Source organism: Neorhizobium galegae, assembly GCF_021391675.1.
GTDB lineage: Bacteria > Pseudomonadota > Alphaproteobacteria > Rhizobiales > Rhizobiaceae > Neorhizobium > Neorhizobium galegae_B.
Map to the genome: position 1 here is coordinate 959,386 of NZ_CP090096.1, position 21,032 is coordinate 980,417.

General features: G+C 59.8%; 15 protein-coding genes and 4 pseudogenes. 12 read left to right on the forward strand and 7 right to left on the reverse strand.

What is annotated here, in order from left to right:
- Genes LZK81_RS27255 through LZK81_RS27270 form a run of 4 tightly spaced genes read left to right on the forward strand, consistent with a single transcriptional unit; the run spans window position 1 to window position 4,600 of the window.
- On the forward strand, window positions 1–996 hold the full coding sequence (locus LZK81_RS27255) for an ABC transporter ATP-binding protein (RefSeq protein ID WP_233957104.1): 996 nt from the start codon (window positions 1–3) through the stop codon (window positions 994–996).
- Window positions 993–1,970 carry an ABC transporter ATP-binding protein gene (locus tag LZK81_RS27260; RefSeq protein WP_233957107.1) on the forward strand — a complete coding sequence of 326 codons (978 nt, stop codon included), beginning with the start codon at window positions 993–995 and terminating at the stop codon, window positions 1,968–1,970. Before LZK81_RS27255 ends, LZK81_RS27260 begins: the two co-directional genes overlap by 4 nt.
- A gap of 9 nt (window positions 1,971–1,979) precedes the next feature.
- Entirely contained in the window at window positions 1,980–4,346 is a 2,367-nt protein-coding gene (locus LZK81_RS27265) for a penicillin acylase family protein (RefSeq protein ID WP_233957108.1), read from the forward strand.
- 17 nt (window positions 4,347–4,363) lie between these two features.
- Window positions 4,364–4,600 carry a hypothetical protein gene (locus LZK81_RS27270; protein WP_233957110.1) on the forward strand — a complete coding sequence of 79 codons (237 nt, stop codon included), beginning with the start codon at window positions 4,364–4,366 and terminating at the stop codon, window positions 4,598–4,600.
- Here the strand turns inward: LZK81_RS27270 and LZK81_RS27275 are convergent.
- The 3 genes from LZK81_RS27275 to LZK81_RS27285 all read right to left on the reverse strand — a co-directional run bounded on the left by LZK81_RS27275 (window position 4,597) and on the right by LZK81_RS27285 (window position 7,750).
- Window positions 4,597–5,607, reverse strand: coding sequence for an IS30 family transposase (locus LZK81_RS27275; RefSeq protein WP_233957112.1), 1,011 nt, complete (start codon window positions 5,605–5,607; stop codon window positions 4,597–4,599). The genes LZK81_RS27270 and LZK81_RS27275 overlap by 4 nt on opposite strands.
- 107 nt (window positions 5,608–5,714) lie before the next feature.
- The gene (locus LZK81_RS27280) at window positions 5,715–6,725 is read right to left on the reverse strand and encodes an IS30 family transposase (protein ID WP_233953407.1); all 1,011 of its coding nucleotides are present in this window, start codon (window positions 6,723–6,725) and stop codon (window positions 5,715–5,717) included.
- Between the two features lie 146 nt (window positions 6,726–6,871).
- On the reverse strand, window positions 6,872–7,750 hold the full coding sequence (locus LZK81_RS27285) for a ribokinase (protein WP_233957114.1): 879 nt from the start codon (window positions 7,748–7,750) through the stop codon (window positions 6,872–6,874).
- Window positions 7,751–7,962: 212 nt separating this feature from the next.
- On the opposite strand from LZK81_RS27285, the pseudogene LZK81_RS27290 reads away from it, so the two are divergent.
- The 4 genes and pseudogenes from LZK81_RS27290 to LZK81_RS27305 all read left to right on the forward strand — a co-directional run.
- Window positions 7,963–8,308: pseudogene (locus tag LZK81_RS27290) on the forward strand (biotin/lipoyl-containing protein); the annotation flags it as partial.
- Window positions 8,309–8,498: 190 nt separating this feature from the next.
- Window positions 8,499–9,323 (forward strand): IclR family transcriptional regulator, encoded by an 825-nt coding sequence (locus LZK81_RS27295; protein ID WP_233957116.1) that lies wholly within the window; start codon window positions 8,499–8,501, stop codon window positions 9,321–9,323.
- A gap of 461 nt (window positions 9,324–9,784) precedes the next feature.
- Complete coding sequence (locus LZK81_RS27300) at window positions 9,785–11,758, forward strand: FG-GAP repeat domain-containing protein (protein ID WP_233957118.1); 1,974 nt, start codon at window positions 9,785–9,787, stop codon at window positions 11,756–11,758.
- Entirely contained in the window at window positions 11,752–12,561 is an 810-nt protein-coding gene (locus tag LZK81_RS27305) for a shikimate dehydrogenase family protein (RefSeq protein ID WP_233957119.1), read from the forward strand. The genes LZK81_RS27300 and LZK81_RS27305 overlap by 7 nt, the downstream gene beginning before the upstream one ends.
- A 221-nt stretch (window positions 12,562–12,782) precedes the next feature.
- Here LZK81_RS27305 and LZK81_RS27310 read toward each other — a convergent pair.
- Window positions 12,783–13,963 (reverse strand): annotated as a pseudogene (locus tag LZK81_RS27310) (IS3 family transposase).
- Here LZK81_RS27310 and LZK81_RS27315 point away from each other — a divergent pair.
- A pseudogene (locus LZK81_RS27315) lies at window positions 13,908–14,567 on the forward strand (ISNCY family transposase); the annotation flags it as partial. The pseudogenes LZK81_RS27310 and LZK81_RS27315 sit on opposite strands and share 56 nt — an antisense overlap.
- A 171-nt stretch (window positions 14,568–14,738) precedes the next feature.
- Here the strand turns inward: LZK81_RS27315 and LZK81_RS27320 are convergent.
- Together LZK81_RS27320 and LZK81_RS27325 are read right to left on the reverse strand one after the other, a co-directional pair.
- A complete protein-coding gene (locus LZK81_RS27320; protein WP_233957121.1) occupies window positions 14,739–16,175 on the reverse strand; it encodes an amidohydrolase family protein in 1,437 nt (478 codons plus the stop codon).
- Window positions 16,176–16,484: 309 nt separating this feature from the next.
- Window positions 16,485–16,978: pseudogene (locus LZK81_RS27325) on the reverse strand (IS6 family transposase); the annotation flags it as partial.
- 68 nt (window positions 16,979–17,046) lie between these two features.
- Here LZK81_RS27325 and LZK81_RS27330 point away from each other — a divergent pair.
- Window positions 17,047–17,238 carry a nucleoside hydrolase gene (locus tag LZK81_RS27330; protein ID WP_326491532.1) on the forward strand — a complete coding sequence of 64 codons (192 nt, stop codon included), beginning with the start codon at window positions 17,047–17,049 and terminating at the stop codon, window positions 17,236–17,238.
- On the opposite strand, the gene LZK81_RS27335 is transcribed toward LZK81_RS27330, so the two are convergent.
- The gene (locus LZK81_RS27335; RefSeq protein WP_233957123.1) at window positions 17,194–18,168 is read right to left on the reverse strand and encodes an aldo/keto reductase; all 975 of its coding nucleotides are present in this window, start codon (window positions 18,166–18,168) and stop codon (window positions 17,194–17,196) included. The two genes, LZK81_RS27330 and LZK81_RS27335, sit on opposite strands and share 45 nt — an antisense overlap.
- Before the next feature lie 182 nt (window positions 18,169–18,350).
- Between LZK81_RS27335 and LZK81_RS27340 the strand changes: the two genes are divergently transcribed.
- Together LZK81_RS27340 and LZK81_RS27345 are read left to right on the forward strand one after the other, a co-directional pair.
- Window positions 18,351–19,388 carry a GntR family transcriptional regulator gene (locus LZK81_RS27340; protein ID WP_233957125.1) on the forward strand — a complete coding sequence of 346 codons (1,038 nt, stop codon included), beginning with the start codon at window positions 18,351–18,353 and terminating at the stop codon, window positions 19,386–19,388.
- Window positions 19,389–19,434: 46 nt separating this feature from the next.
- Window positions 19,435–20,970, forward strand: coding sequence for an ABC transporter substrate-binding protein (locus LZK81_RS27345; protein WP_233957127.1), 1,536 nt, complete (start codon window positions 19,435–19,437; stop codon window positions 20,968–20,970).
- The last annotated feature ends 62 nt before the right edge of the window (window positions 20,971–21,032 follow it).

Genomic DNA, 21,032 nt, shown 5'->3' on the forward strand with positions numbered 1-21,032 from the left:
ATGGACGCCGCCGCCAACCCGCTGCTTTCCGTCGATAGGCTGACCATCGATATCGGTGGTGCCAATGTCGTCGACGACATCTCCTTCACCGTCGCGCCCGGCAAGGTCATGGCGCTGGTGGGCGAGTCCGGCTGCGGCAAGTCGCTGACCTCCTATGCCATGCTCGGCCTGCTGCCGCCTGCCGCGAAACGCATCGCCGGCCGCATCATGCTGGAAAACACCGACCTTGCCGCCCTCTCGGAACGGCAGTTCCGCAAGGCGCGCGGAAAAGACATCTCGATCATCTTTCAGGAGCCGAGCGCCTCGCTCGACCCGCTGACGACGGTCGGCTCACAGATCGCCGAGGCCTACCGGGTCCACCACGGCGTCTCCAAGGCGGAGGCTTATGAGAAGGCGCGGCAGATGCTGGTCGATGTCGGCATTCCCGACCCGACCCGGCGGCTCGACCAGTATCCGTTCGAACTGTCCGGCGGCATGTGTCAGCGCATCATGATCTCGATCGCGCTGATCTGCGGCCCGCGCGTGCTGGTCGCAGACGAACCGACCACGGCGCTCGACGTGACGATCCAGGCGCAAATCCTCGACCTGATGAAGAAACTGGTCGCAGACCGCGGCACCGCGATCGTGCTGATCACCCACGACATGGGCGTCGTTGCCGATATCGCCGACGACGTGGCGGTCATGTATGCCGGCCGCATCGCCGAAATCGCGCCGGTGCATGCGCTGTTCCGTGAGCCGAAACATCCTTACACGGCCCTGTTGCTGGCCAGCGTACCGAAACTCGATCACGCGCCGAAGGCGGACCTCGCGACCATCGAGGGGACGGTGCCGACGCCGAACGAATTCGGCACCGGTTGCCGTTTCACCGAGCGCTGTCCGCTCGCGACCGACAAGTGTCGCACCGAACAGCCGCCGCTTTTCGATTGCGGCGGAGGCCACCGCTCGGCCTGCTGGCATATCGATCGCATGGCGGAAATCCGCGAGGTGGCGGCATGAGCGGGCAGCAGAACGTTCTCGAAATTCGCGATGTCGCAGTCCATTTCGGCGGCCGCGGCGGATTGCTCGGCAAGGCCGGCCCGGTGATCAAGGCCGTCAACGGCGTTGACCTCGATATCGCCCGCGGCGAGACCGTGGCGCTGGTCGGCGAATCCGGCTGCGGCAAGTCGACGCTTTCAAACACCATCGTTGGCCTGCAGGCGCCGATCTCCGGCAGCGTCCGGATCAGCGGCGACGAAGTGGTCGGCGCCAGCCGCCGGGAGCTCAACGACATTCGCCGCAAGGTGCAGATGATCTTCCAGGATCCGGCGCTGTCGCTCGATCCGCGCTCGACCGTCGGCGCCACGATCGGCGAACCGCTCATCGTGCGCGGCGTCGCCAAGGGTAGGGCGCTGAAGGAACGTGTCGCGATGCTGCTGCAGCAGGTGGGCCTGAGGCCCGAATATGCGGACCGTTATCCGCACCAGTTCTCCGGCGGCCAGCGGCAGCGCGTGGTGATCGCAAGAGCATTGGCGCTGGAGCCGGATCTCCTGATCTGCGACGAGCCGGTCTCGGCGCTCGACGTTTCTGTTCGCGCCCAGATTCTCAACCTGCTGGTCGCGCTGCAGAAGCGCACTGGCGTCTCCTACCTGTTCGTCAGCCATGACCTCGGCGTGGTCCGGCATATCTGCGACCGGGTCGTCGTCATGTATCTCGGCCGTTTCGTCGAGATGGCCGACCGTGATACCTTTTTCGCCAATCCGAAACATCCCTATACCAAGGCGCTGATGTCGGCCGTGCCGGAAGCCGACCCGGAAGTGCAGCGTGCCAAGCAGCGTTTTATCCTTAGCGGTGAGCTGCCAAGTCCTTCAAACATCCCCTCCGGTTGCGCCTTCCACACGCGCTGCCCGCTTGCGACCGAAATATGCTCGAAAGAGCGGCCTGAACTGACGCTGCGTGCCGATGGCGCGCGCGTCGCCTGCCATCACGCATGAAAGAATGAAATGAGCGACGACCAGGTACACGAAACCCTCCGGCTAGCCGGCCTCGAAGCCCAGGCGGAAATCCGCATCGACCGATGGGGCATCCCGCATATCAAGGCGGCGAGCGAAAAGGACCTGTTTTTCGTCCAGGGTTTCAATGCCGCCCGCGACCGGCTGTGGCAACTCGACCTGTGGCGCAAGCGCGGCCTCGGCCTGCTCGCTGCCGATTTCGGCCCCGGTTACCTGGCGCAGGACCATGCCGCACGGCATTTCCTCTACCGCGGCGACATGGCTCCCGAATGGACTTCCTACGCGCCGGATACGCAAGCGATCTGCACCGCTTTCGCCGCCGGCATCAATGCCTATGTCGCGCTTTGCGAAGTGGAGCCAGCTCGCTTGCCGCCAGAATTCGCCGTCTTCGGCACCAAGCCGTCACGCTGGCAGCCGGCCGATGTGGTGCGTATCCGCAGCCATGCGCTAACCCGCAACGGCATTTCCGAAATCCTGCGCGCCAACATCATGGCACTTGCGGACGCAGAGACCGACCTGCTGCGCTTCGAGCTCGATCCGCCGGTCTCGCCGAAGCCGGAGGAGGGGATTTCACTCGCCGATATCCCGCTCGTCGCGACGCGTCTGTTCAAGCTCGCCACAGCCGCCGTCACCTTCGACAAGGCCCGCCTAACCGCTGGGCTGGACGACGTCTGGAAATGGACTGAGGTCACCGATCTCGGCGATATCGTCCAGGCGATCGCGGAGGAGGGGTCCAACAATTGGGCGGTGCACGGCTCCCGCACCGAGACCGGCCGGCCCATCCTTGCAACCGATCCGCACCGAGCCCATGCCGTGCCGTCGTTGCGTTATCTCGTCCATCTCGAGGCTCCCGGCCTCAACGTCATCGGCACCGGTGAACCGACCGCGCCCGGCATCTCGCTCGGCCATAACGACCGCACCGCCTTCGGCCTCACCATCTTCGGCGCCGACCAGGAAGACGTCTATGTGTACGAGACCAAAGAAGGCGATCCAGATTCGTACCGCTTTGGCGACGGCTGGGAGAAGATCACTCGCATCGAGGAGAGTTTCCCGGTCAGGGGCTATCCCGACCAGACGCTGACGCTTTCGTTTACCCGCCACGGCCCGATCCTCCACGAAAACCCGAAGATCCGCCAGGTCATTGCCATGCGCTCCGTCTGGCTGTCACCCGGTTCCGCCGCTTATCTCGGCAGCCTGTCCTATATGCGCAGCGGTTCGGTGCATGCGTTTTCGCAGACGCTCGGGTCCTGGGGTACGCCCTCGGTCAACCATGTCAGCGCCGATGTGGATGGCAATTTAGGCTGGTTCACCGCCGGCTTCACGCCGGTGCGCCGAAATTGGGAAGGCCTGCTGCCCGTGCCGGGCCACGGCAGCCATGAATGGGACGGTTTCCTGCCCGCCGGCGAGCTTCCGCGCGCCTATAATCCGGCCGATGGTTTCGTGGCTTCTGCCAACGAGATGAATCTGCCGGCGAGCCGTGACCCGAGAGCTCCGTCGATCGGCCACGAATGGGCGGAGGTGAGCCGCGCCCAGCGCATCAAATCGGTCCTGCGCGCCGATCCCAAACACACGCTGAAGGCCTCGATGGCTTTGCAGACCGACGTCTATTCCCGCCCTGCTGCGATCATCTGCGGCCTGCTGGGAAAAACTGCCAGCCGCCGACCACTAGATGAGCGACAGAACCGTGCTGCGGAACTTTTTGTTGGCTGGGACTATCGCCTCGGAGCGGGCAGTGCACCGGCCGCACTCTTCGAAGTATGGTGGATGAAGCATCTGCGGCCCGCTCTGCTGGCAAGGTTTGCACCGAATCTAGCCGTTCGCCAACTTCTGCTGCCCGGCGATGTCGACCGCATGTTGCTTCTTCTCAGCGAGCCTGGCACGCACTGGAATGCCACCGAACGGGACGCCATGCTGCTTTCGACACTTTCTGCCGGCTTTGCCGATTGCGAAGCCCGGCTCGGCCCCGACCCGGTCCTCTGGCGCTGGGGCGACCTTCACCGGGCGCTCTTCGAACACGCGACCAGCCGCATCAAGTCCCAGGGCGCAACGGACTGGGCCGGTAGCTGGAACATCGGCCCGCTGCCGCTCGGCGGCAGCCGCTCCACACCCATGCATGCCGGCTACCGGATGGGGGATTTCGGCGTCAACGCCGGCGCCTCGGTCCGCCTCGTCATGGATGTCGGCGACTGGGACAACAGCGTCTGCATCAACACACCCGGCCAGTCCGGCGATCCCCGTTCGTCTCATTACGGGGATTTGGCCAGTATTTGGTCGAAAGGCGAATACGTGCCACTCCTCTACAGCGACGCCCGCATCGCCCAGGAAACGATCCACCGCATCGTGCTTCTTCCGGCTTGAGCTGCCGAGAGGCTGGGATGCGTGCCGCACGACGCCGAACCGCTCGCTACGGCCGCTTTCTTAAGATGCAGTACCTCTTCCATGGCGATCTCGACGCCTTGTTCTTCAACCCCGCGCTTGAGGCGCTATTGCCGGATCTCGCCGCGCGGCGGCGACTTTTGCTGGTCGAAGAGGATCTGAGGGATATCGGATCATCGATCCCGAACGCATGTGAGTTCATGCTGAACCGCGACTTGCGGGGCTGCCCAAGCTAACCGGCGTGTCTCATCTGAGCGAGCAGTTTTTTGCGAAAGACTTCGGCTGGCGTTCGATAGCCAAGACATTTGCGCGGTGTCGCATTGAGCCGATTGCAGATCTCGATCAGATCGGCGTCTGTGACCGACAGTGGGTCGACCTCTCTCGAAAGCCATTTCCTTACCCTGCCGTTGGTGTTCTCGACCGTGCCCTTCTGCCAGGGTGATTGTGGATCGCAGAACCACGTTTGGGTGCCGATGCTGGCCTGGAGATACGGCCAGTCGGTGAACTCCGTCCCGCGGTCGAAGGTGATCGAACGGCGGGCAAGATGGGGCAGGGACTGCAGGGCTTGTATGAGGCCGTCCATAACAGGCCGGGACTGCCGATCATTGTTGCGCAGAAAGATCGCAAAGCGGCTGACCCGCTCGACAAGCGACGTCACATTGGCCTTTCCGAACTTCTTGCGGAACTGGATCAGATCGCATTCCCAATGGCCGAACTGCTTGCGATCGGCAACGACGTCTGGGCGGCGCAGGATGTTCAAGTTCGGGCTAAACCGTTGGCCGTGCTTGCGTCTGGCGTGTCGTGGTCTGCGCCTGGCACGATGCTCCGGCAAATGCCGCCACAGCTTGATGGCATGGCCGTCGGCCGAATAGGCGAACTTGTAGATCGTCTCATGGCTCACCGAGATCGGATGACGTTCCAGCCGCATTCGACCGGCGATCTGCTGCGGTGACCAGCCGTGCACGATGCGCTCGATCACCGATTGTCGAACGTGTGAGAAGCGCGCAGGCTTCCGCAGCTTCGCACGACGTTCGCAAGCCATCTCATGCGCCGTCACGCAATAATAGCCGCTGAGATCGGGTATCTGCTTGTCGACGAACATATTGCGTCTGACTTCACGAAAGATCGTCGAACGATGTCGTCCGAGCTTCTCGGCGATGACCGCGACACTGAGGCCAGCCGTCCTCCAGCGAGCAATCTTACGGCGTTCGTCCAATCCAATCTGGGAATAGGTGCGTCTCATTGCGTCTTCCTTGCGGAGTGATAACCCATTGGCATCATTCGCAAGTCGCACTTCATCCTTGAACCCTGTGAGTTCATGCTGAACCGCGACTTGCGGGGCTGCCCAAGCTAACCGGCGTGTCTCATCTGAGCGAGCAGTTTTTTGCGAAAGACTTCGGCTGGCGTTCGATAGCCAAGACATTTGCGCGGTGTCGCATTGAGCCGATTGCAGATCTCGATCAGATCGGCGTCTGTGACCGACAGTGGATCGACCTCTCTCGAAAGCCATTTCCTTACCCTGCCGTTGGTGTTCTCGACCGTGCCCTTCTGCCAGGGTGATTGTGGATCGCAGAACCACGTTTGGGTGCCGATGCTGGCCTGGAGATACGGCCAGTCGGTGAACTCCGTCCCGCGGTCGAAGGTGATCGAACGGCGGGCAAGATGGGGCAGGGACTGCAGGGCTTGTATGAGGCCGTCCATAACAGGCCGGGACTGCCGATCATTGTTGCGCAGAAAGATCGCAAAGCGGCTGACCCGCTCGACAAGCGACGTCACATTGGCCTTTCCGAACTTCTTGCGGAACTGGATCAGATCGCATTCCCAATGGCCGAACTGCTTGCGATCGGCAACGACGTCTGGGCGGCGCAGGATGTTCAAGTCCGGGCTAAACCGTTGGCCGTGCTTGCGTCTGGCGTGTCGTGGTCTGCGCCTGGCACGATGCTCCGGCAAATGCCGCCACAGCTTGATGGCATGGCCGTCGGCCGAATAGGCGAACTTGTAGATCGTCTCATGGCTCACCGAGATCGGATGACGTTCCAGCCGCATTCGACCGGCGATCTGCTGCGGTGACCAGCCGTGCACGATGCGCTCGATCACCGATTGTCGAACGTGTGAGAAGCGCGCAAGCTTCCGCAGCTTCGCACGACGTTCGCAAGCCATCTCATGCGCCGTCACGCAATAATAGCCGCTGAGATCGGGTATCTGCTTGTCGACGAACATATTGCGTCTGACTTCACGAAAGATCGTCGAACGATGTCGTCCGAGCTTCTCGGCGATGACCGCGACACTGAGGCCAGCCGTCCTCCAGCGAGCAATCTTACGGCGTTCGTCCAATCCAATCTGGGAATAGGTGCGTCTCATTGCGTCTTCCTTGCGGAGTGATAACCCATTGGCATCATTCGCAAGTCGCACTTCATCCTTGAACCCACCCCCCACCCGGTCTAGTATCGCATAAGATAGATTATGGAACTTTAAAAATGCTGTTATCCGTGCTCTCGCGGTTGTTCTCAGGTCATCCAACTATCCGTCTCGGTAATGTGCGGAATACTCGACTGGCTTCCCGGGCGGGAGCAGGCAATTGCAGCGGCCGTTGCCGCTCGCCGCATCGCCGCGTCGAAAGAGAGGCCTCGATCGAGAGCTGAAGCCAGCACGCCCACAAAGCAGTCGCCAGCTGCAGTCGTATCCACGGCATCGACGGGGAGCGCCGGTACTCTTAACTCCTCGCCGTTGATGAAAGCTTCGGCTCCCTCGCCTCCCATGGTACGCAAGACCCCGGTGTTGAGAGCGTCTGACAATGATCTCGCGCCCGGCTCGCATCCAAGCCAACCTGCAAGAGCTTCGGCCTCGTCTTCGTTGACGATTACGATGTCGATCAAGGACAGAAGGTCGCGATCCAGCCGGTAGGCAGGCGCGAGGTTGAGGATCGATTTTGCAGGATGATTGGAGACGCGTCTGATTAGATTTTCGATCTGAGTAGCGTGGCTCTCCATCTGCATCAGGACGTAACTTGCATTCCGAAGCAGCTCATCTTCAACACCATCAGACTGCGCGGCAAGGTTGGCACCTGCTGCAACCGCAATCATGTTGCGGCCATTGGCATCGATCATTATCGCGGCGGAGCCAGTGGGTTCCCTCGATCGGACCACGCGGCTGATATCGACCTTGCCCTCCAAATTCTGAAGGGCGATAGGGGCCATGGCGTCGTCACCGACCGCCCCCGTCATGACGACCTTTGCGCCATCCCGCGCAGCCGCCAACGCTTGGTTGGCCCCCTTCCCTCCAGCCTCGGTTCGCGAACCCCGCGCTAAGACGGTCTGACCCGCTTGAGGTATCTCCTCGACCAGGTAGATGAGGTCAACATTGATTGATCCAAACGTGACGATCATAACTGCTAATCCTAAGCTTGCTTTGCGACGCCGGCGCGGAAATGTTCGGTTCCCTCATGACCTGCCCTAGCAATGTGATCGTCTTCAGTCATTCGGGTGAGCGTCACTGGAACGACGCCATCAGCTCTCACTCTCATTTGAAGCTCCCATATTTGAAATTTGCTTACCTTTTAGAATCCATTTCCATTTTCATCAAGTATGATGATGCTGCCATCGTCAATCAGACGATGAGCGTCGTGGACCGCCAAGGCATAGTCACGGTGTTCTTCGAGTTCCACGGCCAGCCGCGGCGCATCAAGGTGCCGGTCGGGGCGCACGGCGCAGCCAAGGGCGCAGTGCGCCGCAAGTTGGATGCCGCCAATGACGTTCATCTCGGCGCGCCGATGCGGGGCGTCTTCATGACGGGTGGCCAGGTCGCGAGCCCGGCGACGTGCTTCTCGCCATCGAGGCGATGAAGAGGCGGACGGTGCTGATGCCGAAAGGACGGGGCGGTGGCAGAAGTCCTCGCAGGCCAGCGATCAGATCGATGCCAAGGATCTGCTTCTCATATACTTTTGAGACAATTCACCATCGACGCTCACCATTTTACGGATGTGGCTGTCAAGTTGAGCGCCACAGAAAATGGCGCAGAGGGTCCTACAATGATCTTGGACGAGCACCCGGCCAATGACAGATGAGGATCGTTTGTGGAAGCCTATTCCAAATTGGAAACAAACCTTATATGCTGTATTAAAAGGAGATTTGAGGTTTGACCGTTGCAGCCGTATCACGATGCCTCACCCTTTTGGAAGTGCTGGCTGGAGAAGCAGGAGCGATTGAGTTGTCCGACCTCGCCGGACGCCTCGATATGCCGGCTAGTGCGGTCCATCGTCTTTTGACGACGCTGATTGGCCACGGGTGGGTGACCCAAGATGCCGCGAGTCAACACTATGCCCTGTCTCTTAGATTGAGCGCCTTAGCGTTCCGGAACCTTGATGCGCGGAATGTGCCTGACGTGGTCCAATCCGTTTTGAATCGGTTGGCCGCGGAAACGCAGGAATATTGTCGCCTAGCAATCCTTGAAGGTCAGGATTTGGTGTGGGTGGCACGCGCACAAGGTGCGACAACCGGTCTCCGATATGATCCGGACATGGGACAAGAGATTGTTCTTCACGCAACGGCGAACGGGAAGGCATGGCTTTCCACTCTTCCCGAAGAACGGGCGTTGGAAATCGTCTACTCTCGCGGCTTCACGGCTAAACGAAAGCTCGGTCCTAATTCTGCTCGATCAATCGATGAACTCAGAGTTCGGCTGAATGAAACCCGCGAACGGGGCTTCGCGACCTCTGTCGAAGAGGGAGAGGCTGGTACTGCAGCGGTTGCGGTTCCGTTTCGAACAAGTTCTGACATCGAAGCTCCGGTAGCTGGAACGATCTCGGTTGCAGGGCCCCTAATGCGGATAACCGAAGATCGTTGGCCTGACTTAGTCCGTTCTCTCAATAAGGCGGCGGCGGAGCTGAGCGATATCTGGCCTCTCCGAGTTCGTCAGCGAACCATGACCCCTTTGATTGTTGCTACCGGGGCAGTGCGGTAGCAACTACCTGGCTGTTTATGTACTTCACTGCACCATCTCGGAACTTCGCCCATCTCCGCAGGGCTATGCCGTTAAGATTGTGGTCTCTGCCATCGCAGACATCATCATATGCCTTTGCTGAGGAACTCCCGCAACCTCCCTCGCTTCTGTGCTGGAAAGTGGTTAGTTCACTGGTGGGCGGCTAACGAAGTCACCCGCTGGATCTGTCCTGCGATGTTATCCGATCAGTTCGCTTTAATCGTTCGCGATGGACAGGCGCGCTAGGTTTCAGCGCACTCGCTGTTACCCTGTGCTTTAGCCAGAAATAACATCAGCCGCCGCCTCGTTGTCCATCGCTGTCCCCTGAGTTCGTGTCGCACATATCCTGGAGAAGCGCCGGAACCATTTTTCACTGGATTTGAAAGGCACTTTCGTTTTAGAATTCGTTTCCATTAATACTCTGCGAGTGGAGAGGATTTGCGATGAGCGTGACGCGATGGGAGGATGACGCCACTGTTTGGCACGGTCCGAATTACGGCTCTGAAGGTTTGAAGTACCATCCGGACGTCGAGACGGCAGCAGTCGCAGGCCGGATCATCACCTGTGTCGAGATCGTTGACTGGAGCGGTACGGGTACGAAGGACATGCTGATTTCGGCTTGGGATGCTTGCTATGACGGTCGCGTCTTCCTGCGTCGCCAAATCGGCACCAATCCTGACGGCACACCTATCCTGGGTGAAGAAGAGCTGGTTGAAGGCGTCCGCGGCTACATAACGGCCGTCAAGGATGGAGATATTTTCCATCTTGTCTCCGCGTCGCGGCTGCGCAAGCAGATTTATGTGTTTCCCAACGTTGGTAAAAAAGGCGCGCCTGAATTTGGTGACCCGATCCGCCTTGACCTCGATGCCGAGTGGGTTAAGGGCAACGAATATTTCCATATGGCCCGGTTCCACGATATCGACGGCGACGGGGTGCAGGAACTGATCGTCGGTAGCGACTACTGGAACGACTATTGGCCGAACGGTCTGGAATGGAACGACGAAGGCTATCGCGGCTATGACGACGCAGACCGGTGGCTCGGCGGACCGCTGCGAGGCTTCCTATACGCATTTAAGAACAAAGGTACGGTCGCAGCTCCCGTGCTTGAAAAGGGTCATGCCCTCATCGCCGGCGAAACGCCACTTGAGGTCTATGGGCAGCTGGCGCCTACATTCGGCAAGTTCGGGACTAAGCAGCAACACGTCATCGCAGGCGAGTTCTGGAATATCCTGCATATTGCCCGACAGCGCGAAGACGGAACCTTCGAGCCCACCAGCCTGATCCGCACTATCGACGACAGGGTTCTGGAACTCGAACAGTGCATCCATCTCCCCTGCGTCGTCGATTGGGATGGCGACGGTCGCGAAGATATCCTTTACGGTGCCGAGGATGGCTACATCAGCTTCCTCAAGAACGTCGGTGATGGCGAAGACGGACTTCCGCGTTTCGAGCAGCGCGGCCGCATCGAGACCACGAAGCCATTGATTCACGCGGGCATCCTGCCAAGCCCCGCCGCCTATGATTTCAGCGGTGACGGTCACTACGATCTGGTCGTCGGCAACAGCACGGGCGAGTTGCTCTTCTACCAGAGCCTTGAAAAAGACGGGATCATCTATCTCGACAAGGAAGTCATGCTGAAGGGTGGCGACACGCCGATCCGGCTTGCAGCAGGATTGACGGGCTCTATCCAGGGACCTTCGGAGAAGATGTTCGGCTATTCCTGCCCGACCCTTGCGGATTGGACCGGCAATGGCAGAATGGACATCTTGGTCAGCGACGTTACGGGCCGTCACAGGCTATTCCGCAACACCGGCGAAAAGGTTCTGCCGCCACGCTTTGGCGAGGAGGAGTTCCTAACCTTCAAGGGCAAGCCGTTGAAGACGGTCTGGCGGGTTCGACCGGCGGTCGTCGACTGGCTCAAGGACAACGACCTCCACTATGTGGCATTGGATGAAGACGGAGTCCTCTGCGACTGGAGGAAGGCGTCCGACACGGAACTCATCGACAAACGTTTCCTGCGTTGGGAAGATGGCGAGGCTATTCGCTTTACGGTCGATGTCGGCGGCGGTCGCGGGCGCGTCAAGCTCTGCTTCTGCGATTGGGAAGGCACGGGTCGCACGGATCTAATCTTCGGCACCCATGCCCGCGCCTGCGTGCCACCGGATCCGAAGACCGGCGCGCCCCGCAATACAACGAAGCAGGCAGGACTGTTCTACTCGCGCAATGTCGGAACACCGGAAGAGCCGCGCTTTGCATTGCCAGTTCCGATTAAGCACCGGGACGAGGCCATTCAGATGGCGATGCATGTCGCCTCTCCCGAGGTCGTCGACTGGGCCGGCCGCGGCGCGCTCGACATCATTGTTGGCATTGAGGACGGCAGCATCGTCTGGCTCAAGCGCGAGGAACTGTCGTGGTAAGCAGTGTCAACATTCGCGGCACAACCAGGCTGATTGGCATCATCGGCGACCCTATCGCCCAGGCCAAGTCGCCAGCGGCGGTCAACCCACTCTTTGCGGCACGCGGAGCAGATATCGTATCTGTCCCGCTCCATGTTCCCGCAAAGGACCTGACTACAATCTGGGCCGGTCTGAAGGCGATGCCGAACCTCGTGGGGTTCGGCATTACCCTACCTCATAAACAGACGGCGATCGATCTCTGCGACAGTCTCGATCCGGTGGCTGTCCGGGTCGGCGCCGTCAACTTCGTCCGGCGCGAGCGCGACGGCAGCTTTCGAGGCTATCAGTTCGACGGCAAGGGCTTTGTGCGCGGCCTCCGGTCGAAGGGGATCGCGATGGAAGGTCGCGACGCGCTCATCATCGGAGCTGGTGGTGCTTCGGTCGCTATAGCCTTTGCCCTCGTCGAGGCCGGCGCCAATAGCATCACGGTGTCAAATCGAACCTTTGACAAAGCCGAAGCGCTGGTGGAGACGGTGAACGCTGACTTTGGAAGAAAGGTTGCCAAGGCAGGCAAACCCGAGCCGGAAGCAGGCCAGCTCGTCATCAATGCCACGTCACTCGGCCTTCAGGATACGGACGCGCTACCGCTTAATCCAGATCTCCTGCAGCCTAGCATGACATTCGCCGAAGTCATTGCCCAACCCGAGACTACCAGACTTCTCGCACTGGCCGCCGCAAAGGGTGTCGAAACCCATTCCGGCATGCACATGATCACCGGACAAGCCAACCTCACCGTGGACCACATCTGTGAGCTCTGGGCTTAGCTGCGTTTCGACTTGGTGCACCAAGCGTGATTCCTGACCGGTCATGCATCACATTCTCGCGGGCCATCCGGCGTTGCAGCAAATCCCGTATCATCGTTACGCGCTGTCCCTCGATAATTCCAACAACGGGACGGCTTGCACTAGGTGTTTGACCCCGGACAGAGCTGGCTCGGTTTGTTTGAACAGTTTCGGGCCTTTGGGTAAGTGGATTTCCGCCTTGATTATGCTGCTGCCTGGATTCGCATCAGCGCGTTGAAGTAAGCCTGATCCGGCGTCTGCCGGTCAGGGGATGAATGCGGGTGTCGGCTGTTGCAAAAGGTCAGATAACGGCTAATGCCAGCGCGGGCCTCGGGCACAGTTTTGTAGGCGTGGAGATAGACCTCCTCGTATTTGATCGAACGCCAGAGCCGCTCGACGAAGACATTGTCCCGCCACGCGCCTTTGCCGTCCATCGAGATGGCGATCTCAGCCTTCTTCAGCGCGGTCGTAAAGTCGACAGAGGTGAACTGCGAACCTTGGTCGGTGTTGAAATTTTTGGCTTTCCATAGCGGGCAAGCGCCTCCTCGACCGCCTCGATGCAGAAAGCCGTTCCAGCGTGATCGACAGCCGCCACGACAGGACCCGGCGGCTAAACCAGTCAACGACGGCGGCAAGATAGACGAAGCCGCATGCCATCGGAATATAGGTGATGTCCATCGCCCTGACTTGGTTGGCCGGATGACGGGTAGGTTGCGCAACAGATAGGGATAGACCTTGTGCCCCGGCGCTGGTTTGGAGGTGTTCGGACGACGGTAGATCGCCTCGATGCCCATCTTTTTCATCAGCGTGGTGACGTGAAGACGCCCGGTTGAAAGCCCTTCTGCCTTCAAAAGCCCTTGCAACATGCGGCTTCCGACGAACGGATAGTCGAGGTGCAGTTCGTCGATCCGCCGCATCAGAATGAGATCGCCATCGGAGACAGGACGAGGCAGATAATAGATGCTGCCACGACTGAAGCCGAGAAGCTTCGCCTGGCGCACGACGGACAATTTGTGCGAGCGGTCGATCATTTCTTTCCGCCCAGCAATCCGGTTTTGCTGAGCGCACCGGACAAAAAATCGTTCTCCAGTGTCAGTTCGCCAATCTTGGCATGAAGCGGTTTCACATCGACAGGGGGTGCCGCCGGTTCCGTCTTGGCTTCATCACCAAAAACGTCTGTCGCCCCCACAAGGAGCGGGTCTTTCCACTGCTTGATCTGGTTGGCGTGCACGTCGAACTGCTGGGACAATTCCACCAGCGTCTGCTCGCCCCTGATGGCGGCAAGCGCCACCTTCGCCTTGAAAGCCGGGGTGTGGTCCCGGCGCGGTCGTCTCGTCCAGACGCCGCAGGACCGACTGGTCAAGGAATTGCGGCTTCTTGGCATTGATACGATTGAGGCGGCCAACGCTTATGCGTCAGAATTCATTGCGGATTTCAATTCCCGTTTTGGCAAACCGCCACGCAATCCGAAGGATATGCATCGGCCACTGGCCGATCTTGAGAACCTTGACGGCGCCGTGTGTCGGAAGGAAGTCCGCACGCTGTCGCAGGCCCTGACGCTGCGCTACGACAAGGTGCTGTTCATTCTTGATCCGACGGACCTTTCTAGGCCCTTGGCGGGTAAGAAGTTCTCGTCTGCGACTATCGGAGGGTCGCATCGAGATCATGCACGAGAGCTTTGCCCTACCCTACAGAACCTTCGACAAGTTGCGATCGGTACATCATCCGGAGTCGTTGAGAACAAGCGTTTGTGCGACGTGCTGTTGATCGTCGCTGAGCTGCAAGCTGGGCGGGAAGAGCAGCGTAGCAAGAGCGGCCCTCGCCGCACTGGCCAGACGGATCATATGTTTGGGATACCGGATGGCAGCAAGAGCAATGGTTATCAGAAGCGCGGTAGCAAGCCTGGTCGGCGGACGGATTTCATGAACGATCCGGAAGTCATTGCGAAACGGCAGAAGGTGCTGGCGCGCGTGGAAGCAGCGGAATGATCGCCTGCATTCACAGTCTCAAAGCTAAAGCCGAAGCGGTGCTCTCACCCGCCCCGCTCCTCCCTCTCAACCCGGCCCAGCCGGTCGGATCGGGGGTGATCGCCAGAGCCAGTGTCGCATCCAAGCCCGCCTCTTCCGCCAGCATCCAACCCGTTTTGCGTTTGGTTCTGATCAGAAGGCGGGAGGCGTAGTCGAACTCGGAGCGATGCGGCCACCAGCCTTCTGACGCAAGTTGAAGGCTGATCTCACCGCATCAGATTTCACCTTCTCCACATCAAGACCGACGATTTTTCCGCCTCGCTTCATGATGCGCCCATCAGCGATCACCGTATCGACATTGGAAGCGCGGGCGGTGCGCGCAATCATGCCATCGACGAACCCATGGGGGATCATGTTCAGGTCGTCCGCCCGGACCAGGGTAATGTCCGCCCGTTTTCCAACCGTCAGCGAGCCGGTCTTGTCCCCGAGGCCGAGTGCCGTTGCGCCGTTGATCGTGCCCATCTCGATGATCTGCTTGAAGTTCAGCGGTTTCATCTTTTCAGTTTCGGAACCGGTATACGGAATCCCCATGTACCAGGCAGTCGACATGGTTTCGAACATGTCGATCGGCGCAAGCGTGTTCCCGTCGAACGAGAACGAGACAAGCACGCCGTCATTGGCCATGGCTACCAGCTGCTGCGCCTGATATCCGCCACCGCCCAACCTGAGTTCGGAGTGGACGGAATAGCTGAGGGGTGCGTTGGTCTCGGCCATGACAGCCCGGTCCTCCGGCTTGGCCAGAACGAAGTGAACGATTAGCGTCTTGGGACCGAGGTAACCCATCTGCTTCAGCGGCACCACGGAATAACTGTAGCGGTTCTGGCCTGCATGCATGGCAACCATCAAATCACGCTCGAACGCCCAGTCCAGTTCTTTCCGGAAAATCGCCTCCGAAAGTGATGCCGGCCCGCGCGAGTTGATGCCGAAAGTCACTCTCCCGTCGAGTGGCGAACTGCTGCCGAACCAATTGGCCTGGATACCAGCGGCGAGATCGAGGTCGATCAGTTTGTCGTTCGCCAGCCCGTCACGATGCCCGAACGTGTAGAGCGCACGAATACCGGCATCCTGGTGGGCGCGCATCTCTGCCTCCACGGTCTCACGCGACATGACGTGGTGGCAGTAGTTGTGGATCGTGGTGATACCCGCGTTAAGCGCCTCAGTCATCGCCAGCATGTCGGCTGCATAAAAATCTTCGGGCGTCATATGCGGAACGACGGCGCCCTTCAGTTTGAAATACTCAAATTCGGGTGCCAGCAGATTTCTGACGGCACTTGTCCATGTATGCCAGTGAGTTTCAACCAAACCCGGCATGACGATCCTCCGCGAGGCATCGATCTCCTCCACGCCCGCGGGAACTTGAAGGTCCTTTCCGATCGCAATGATCTCGCCATTGCGGACATGAATGTCGCCACCTTCTATATTGCCAAGCTTATCATCAACGGTGACGATCGAACCCTTTCTGATTACCAGTTCGCTCCGACCGGGTAGTTTAATTGAAGTGCCCTGCTGGGCATATGCTGCTGGGGCTGCAAATGGGGCCGCGCTAGTCAACATGCCGAGACCAGCCATGCCAGATGCGCCAAAAAGCATTGAACGCCTTGAAAAATTAGGGAGAATGGGATCTCCGCAGCAATCACAAGCGGAGCGGTCCGCAGATATTCTCTTTGTCATGAAGTCTCCATCGGCCATTGATGAACCTTGGGAAACCTCCCCTCTTTTGTTGCCAAGCCTTCGTAGGAGTGAGGCTTTTTCGCAGATTAACGTGTTCATTTGGATCATGCTTTTTGTTTGGCGGCAACCTAATTGGAAATAACAAACATCTCGCTCTGGTGATGTCAGGTTAAGTTCTTGAAGTACTTGTTCGACAAGACGTGTGGGTCAGGCACCTGTCTCGGCCACGGCCTTCCAATGCGCGATCGCCCTGTGGCGGTGTAGATGGACAGCGATAGCTGAGTGTTTCGAACGCGGCGGCACGAAGAGATTTCGGACTGCCGAGAAGACGCTTGTGAAGCGTTGCAGCGCGCCTGGCGAGCGAAACCGTTGCATCAGCCGTTCCCGTTTTCGCAGTGGTAAATGCGAATTTCCGGCGCGATTATTCAGGCCCTGGTGCGATCGATGCTCGACCGTGGGCATGATCTGACGCTGCGCCGTAGGAGCAGTTTGTCGGTGACAATGCGTTCGGCAGGCATCCCTGCTTCTTCATCAGTCGGATCAGAAGGCGTTTAGCAGCCTTGGTGTTGCGGCGTCTGGACGATCTCGTTGAGCACGTAATCGTCCTGATCGACTGCGCGCAAGAGCCAATGCCTTCTCCCGCCGATCGTCACAAACACCTCGTCAAGATGCCAGACATCGTTCGGGCTCGCAGGCTTTCGTCGCATGCGACCAATGCAATGAGGCGAGCCGCTTCTATCTGGCCGCCTATCGTGAACAGTATCCAGGCATCAGCGGCTGCGCGCTCCATGATCCGCTGGCGGTCGCCGTCGTGCTCGATCCCGGCCTCGTCACGCTCGAACCCATGCAGGTGGATGTCCAATGCGCCGGCGAGCTTTCGCGCGGTCAGGTAATCCCCGGCCGGCGACCTCGCCAATTAAACGTGGCCGGCGGTCGGCCTCGGCAGATAGTTCTGCTGTAGCTCGGCGACATCCTCGGCACTGAGGTTGATCTCGAGTGCCTCCACCGCGTCCTCGAACTGCCCCGGCTTCGAGATGCCGACGATCGGTGCCGTCACCGCCGGACGGCTCGCGACCCAGGCATAGGCGACCTGCGCCATCGATTTCCCGTGACGGTCGGCGACGACCTTGAGGGCAGCGATTACCGCATCGTCGGCAGCCTTCATACGGTCGTAGAGCGCACGCGCCGTCCCGTCCGTCTGGCTGCGCGCGGTCTCGCCATCAACCCGTCCTGCCAGCCGACCGCGGGCAAGCGGGCTCCACGGCACGACGCCGACGCCTTCGCTCAGGCAGAGCGGCAGCATTTCGCGCTCTTCTTCGCGATAGATGAGGTTGTAGTGCGGCTGCATCGAAACGAACGGCGCCCAACCATTCTGCCTCTGCATCCCGATCGCCTTCATGAATTGCCAGGCATGCATGGAGGACGCCCCGAGGTAACGGACCTTGCCGGCCCGCACCACGTCGTTCAGGGCCTCCAAAGTCTCCTCCAACGGCGTGCCGTAGTCGAAACGGTGCAGCTGGTAGAGGTCGATATAGTCGGTACCGAGGCGCTTCAGGCTGCCGTCGACCGCGTCGAGGATATGCTTGCGTGACAGGCTGCGGTCGTTGATGTCGCTGCTCATCGGGTGGAAAAGCTTCGTCGCGATCACAAGCTTGTGGCGGGGAACGAGGTCCAGCAACACCTTGCCGGTGATCTCCTCGCTCTTGCCGAGCGAATACATATCCGCCGTGTCGAAGAAGTTGATGCCGAGATCGACCGCCTGCCTCAGGATCTTGGCACTGTCTTCGAAACCCAGCACCCAAGGCGCCCATTCGCTCGATCCGAAGGTCATGCAGCCGAGCGCGAGACGCGAGACTTTCAGGCCAGTCCGGCCAAGATTGACATAATCCATTGATACACCTCACCGTTCGGGAGTGGCCGCTTACAGCAATACCCTCTTTGGAAGAGGCCATATAATTGGAATTTTCCGAGGCATTCAATCGCCTCGCCGCTAAAATATGCAATTTTTTATCAGGGGGATTGTCATCGACGTATCTCGTGTTACGGTTCGTGTATCAAATGAGTAATACACACATGTTCACGATTGACGCCTCCAGCATTGACCGTTCTCTACCGGTCCCAGTCGGAAAGCAGCTCTACGGACTGCTGGCTTACATGCTGTCTTTCGGCGACATGCCGAAGGGGGTGAAACTGCAGTCGGTGCGCCAGCTGGCCGCCGAACTCGACATCGCGCCGATGACGGTGGCCGAAGTCTACAAGCAGCTTCGGGCCGAGGGGCTGGTGGAGATCCGGGCTGGCCTCGGGGCTTTTACCGTCTATGAGCCGAACCGGCAGATCGGTCGCGTGGCGCCGGCGAACGTGCTGAGCGCGGATATCGACAGCCTGCTCGAAAAGGCCGAACGGCTCGGAATTTCGCCTGTCACGCTCGCCTCCATGGTACAGGCCCAGGCGCGGCTGAGGAAACCGCGGGTTCATCTGAACATCGTCTTCGTCGGGATCTTCGAGGCGCCGGCGCGCGATTATGTCGAGCAGATCCGCCCGACGCTTGCGGCGAACGACGTCATCAGCCTGGTCACCGCCGATCAGGTGCGCGACAGCGCCGACGTCCGCGAGCAGTGCCGCAATGCCGACCTCGTGCTCACCTTCGTGCATCGCGAGGTGGAGATCCGCGGTTTTGTGCCGGAGGCCAATATCCTGGCGATCCGCTTCATCCCGTCGGAGCGGACCCGGCAGTCGCTCGCACTTCTCGATCCGCGCACCCGGGTCGCCGCCGTCACGCAGCTCAAGGACTACATCGCCATCATGCGTCCGAGCGTGCGCGAGTTCGCACCGCATATTTCCGACATCACGGTCGCATGGTCCTATGCCGACGATCTCGCCGACATCATCGCCCGCTGTGATGTCGTCATCTTCGCCTCCGGCGCCGACCATGTCGCCGATCTCGCCGGACCGAACAAACGCTGCTTCGAATACCGCCATTCGCCCGATCCCGGCGTGCTGGAGAACCTTCTTGCACCGGCACTTGCCGAACTGCGCCACAACAAGATCACGGACGGCGAGGCGCCGGCCAAGGTTTCCGAACTCGCATCGCGGAGGACCAAGACCCGCTGATACGATCAACGCTTTGAATGAACCAAAACCAATAAGGGGAACAGACATGAGCAAAGCACTATCGATCACAGCCACGTTTCTGCTTGCAGGACTTTCCTTCACCGCCCTTTCGTCCGCGCAGGCCGCTACCGTCACCATCGGGACAGACGTCGATGCCGGCACGCTGGACCCGCGCCTTGCGCGCGACACGACCGCCTACCGCGTCATCGATCTCATCTATTCCGGGCTGATCCATACGACACCGAGCCTGGAAGCGAAGCCGGATCTCGCAGAAAGCTGGGAAAACCCCAATCCGACGACCTGGATCTTCAAGCTCCGCCCGAACCTGAAATTCTCGGACGGCAGCCCGCTGACGGCGGCTGACGTCGTCTTCACCTTCAGCTCGATCCTGAACAAGGATTTCAACGCGCCGATGCGGGCGCTCTATACGCCGATTTCGGCCGTGGAAGCGGTCGATCCTCAGACGGTGAAATTCACACTTTCCGCACCCTATGCACCGCTGCTCAGCTATCTCGACATCGGCATCGTTTCAAAGGCGCTGGTCGAAGGCGGCACGGACATTGCACTGAAGCCGGTCGGCGCGGGCCCGATGAAATTCGCCTCCTGGACGCGCGGCAGCGCCATCCAGCTCGAGCCCAATCCGAATTACTGGGGCGAGAAGCCGAAGGCCGACAAGGTCAATATCAAGATCATCGGTGACGGCTCAGCCCGCGCCCAGGCCTTCGAAGCCGGCGACCTCGACATTATCCAGTCGCCGCTGGCACCGCAGGACATCAAGCGCCTGCAGGCGGACAAGCGCTTCGGCGCCGTCGTTCAGCCGGGCCTCGGCGTGACTTACATCAACTTCAACACCAAGGATCCGCTGCTTTCGAGCCCGAAGATGCGGCAGGCCTTTTCGATGCTGATCGACCAGAAGACCATCGTCAACGACATCTATCAGGGTGTCGACGCAGTGGCTTCCTCGATCGTCCTGCCCTCCTCCTGGGCCTATTCGAAGGACATCAAGCAGCCGGGCTTCGACGTCGAGGGTGCCAAGAAGCTCTTCAAGGAAGAAGGCTGGGCGGACACCAACGGCGACGGCATCCTCGACAAGGGCGGCAAGCCGCTGAGCGTCGTTCTGTCCACCCATAGCGAAGACAGCAACCGCGTCCAGACGGTCGAATTCATGCAGGCGAATTTCCAGGCCGCGGGCGTCGATGCCAAGACGCAGGTCAGCGACTGGCCGTCCTTCTCCACCAATTACGTGCAGAAGAGCCAGCACCAAATCGCGCTGCTCGGCTGGCTGAACATCGTCGATCCGGACCGCCTCCTGTTCGCCCAGCTGACCACGGGCGGCTCGACCAACTGGGGCGGATATTCCAATCCGGCAGTCGATGATCTCCTGAAGCAGGGCCGTTCGGCAACCACCCAGGCGGATCGCACCGCAGCCTACCAGAAGGCCGCAACGCTGCTGGCGAGCGACCTGCCCTACTACATCGTCTCCTACCAGGGCTACCAGATCTTCTACTCGAAGAAACTGCCCTTCGAGGTGCAGGCGACCTCGCGCGGCAACATGCGCGGCATGATCGGCCTCAAGGACTGATGCTCAGATCGCGGGCCGGCCAATCTAGTATTGAAGGTCGGCCCGCGCGCCATGACCGAAAT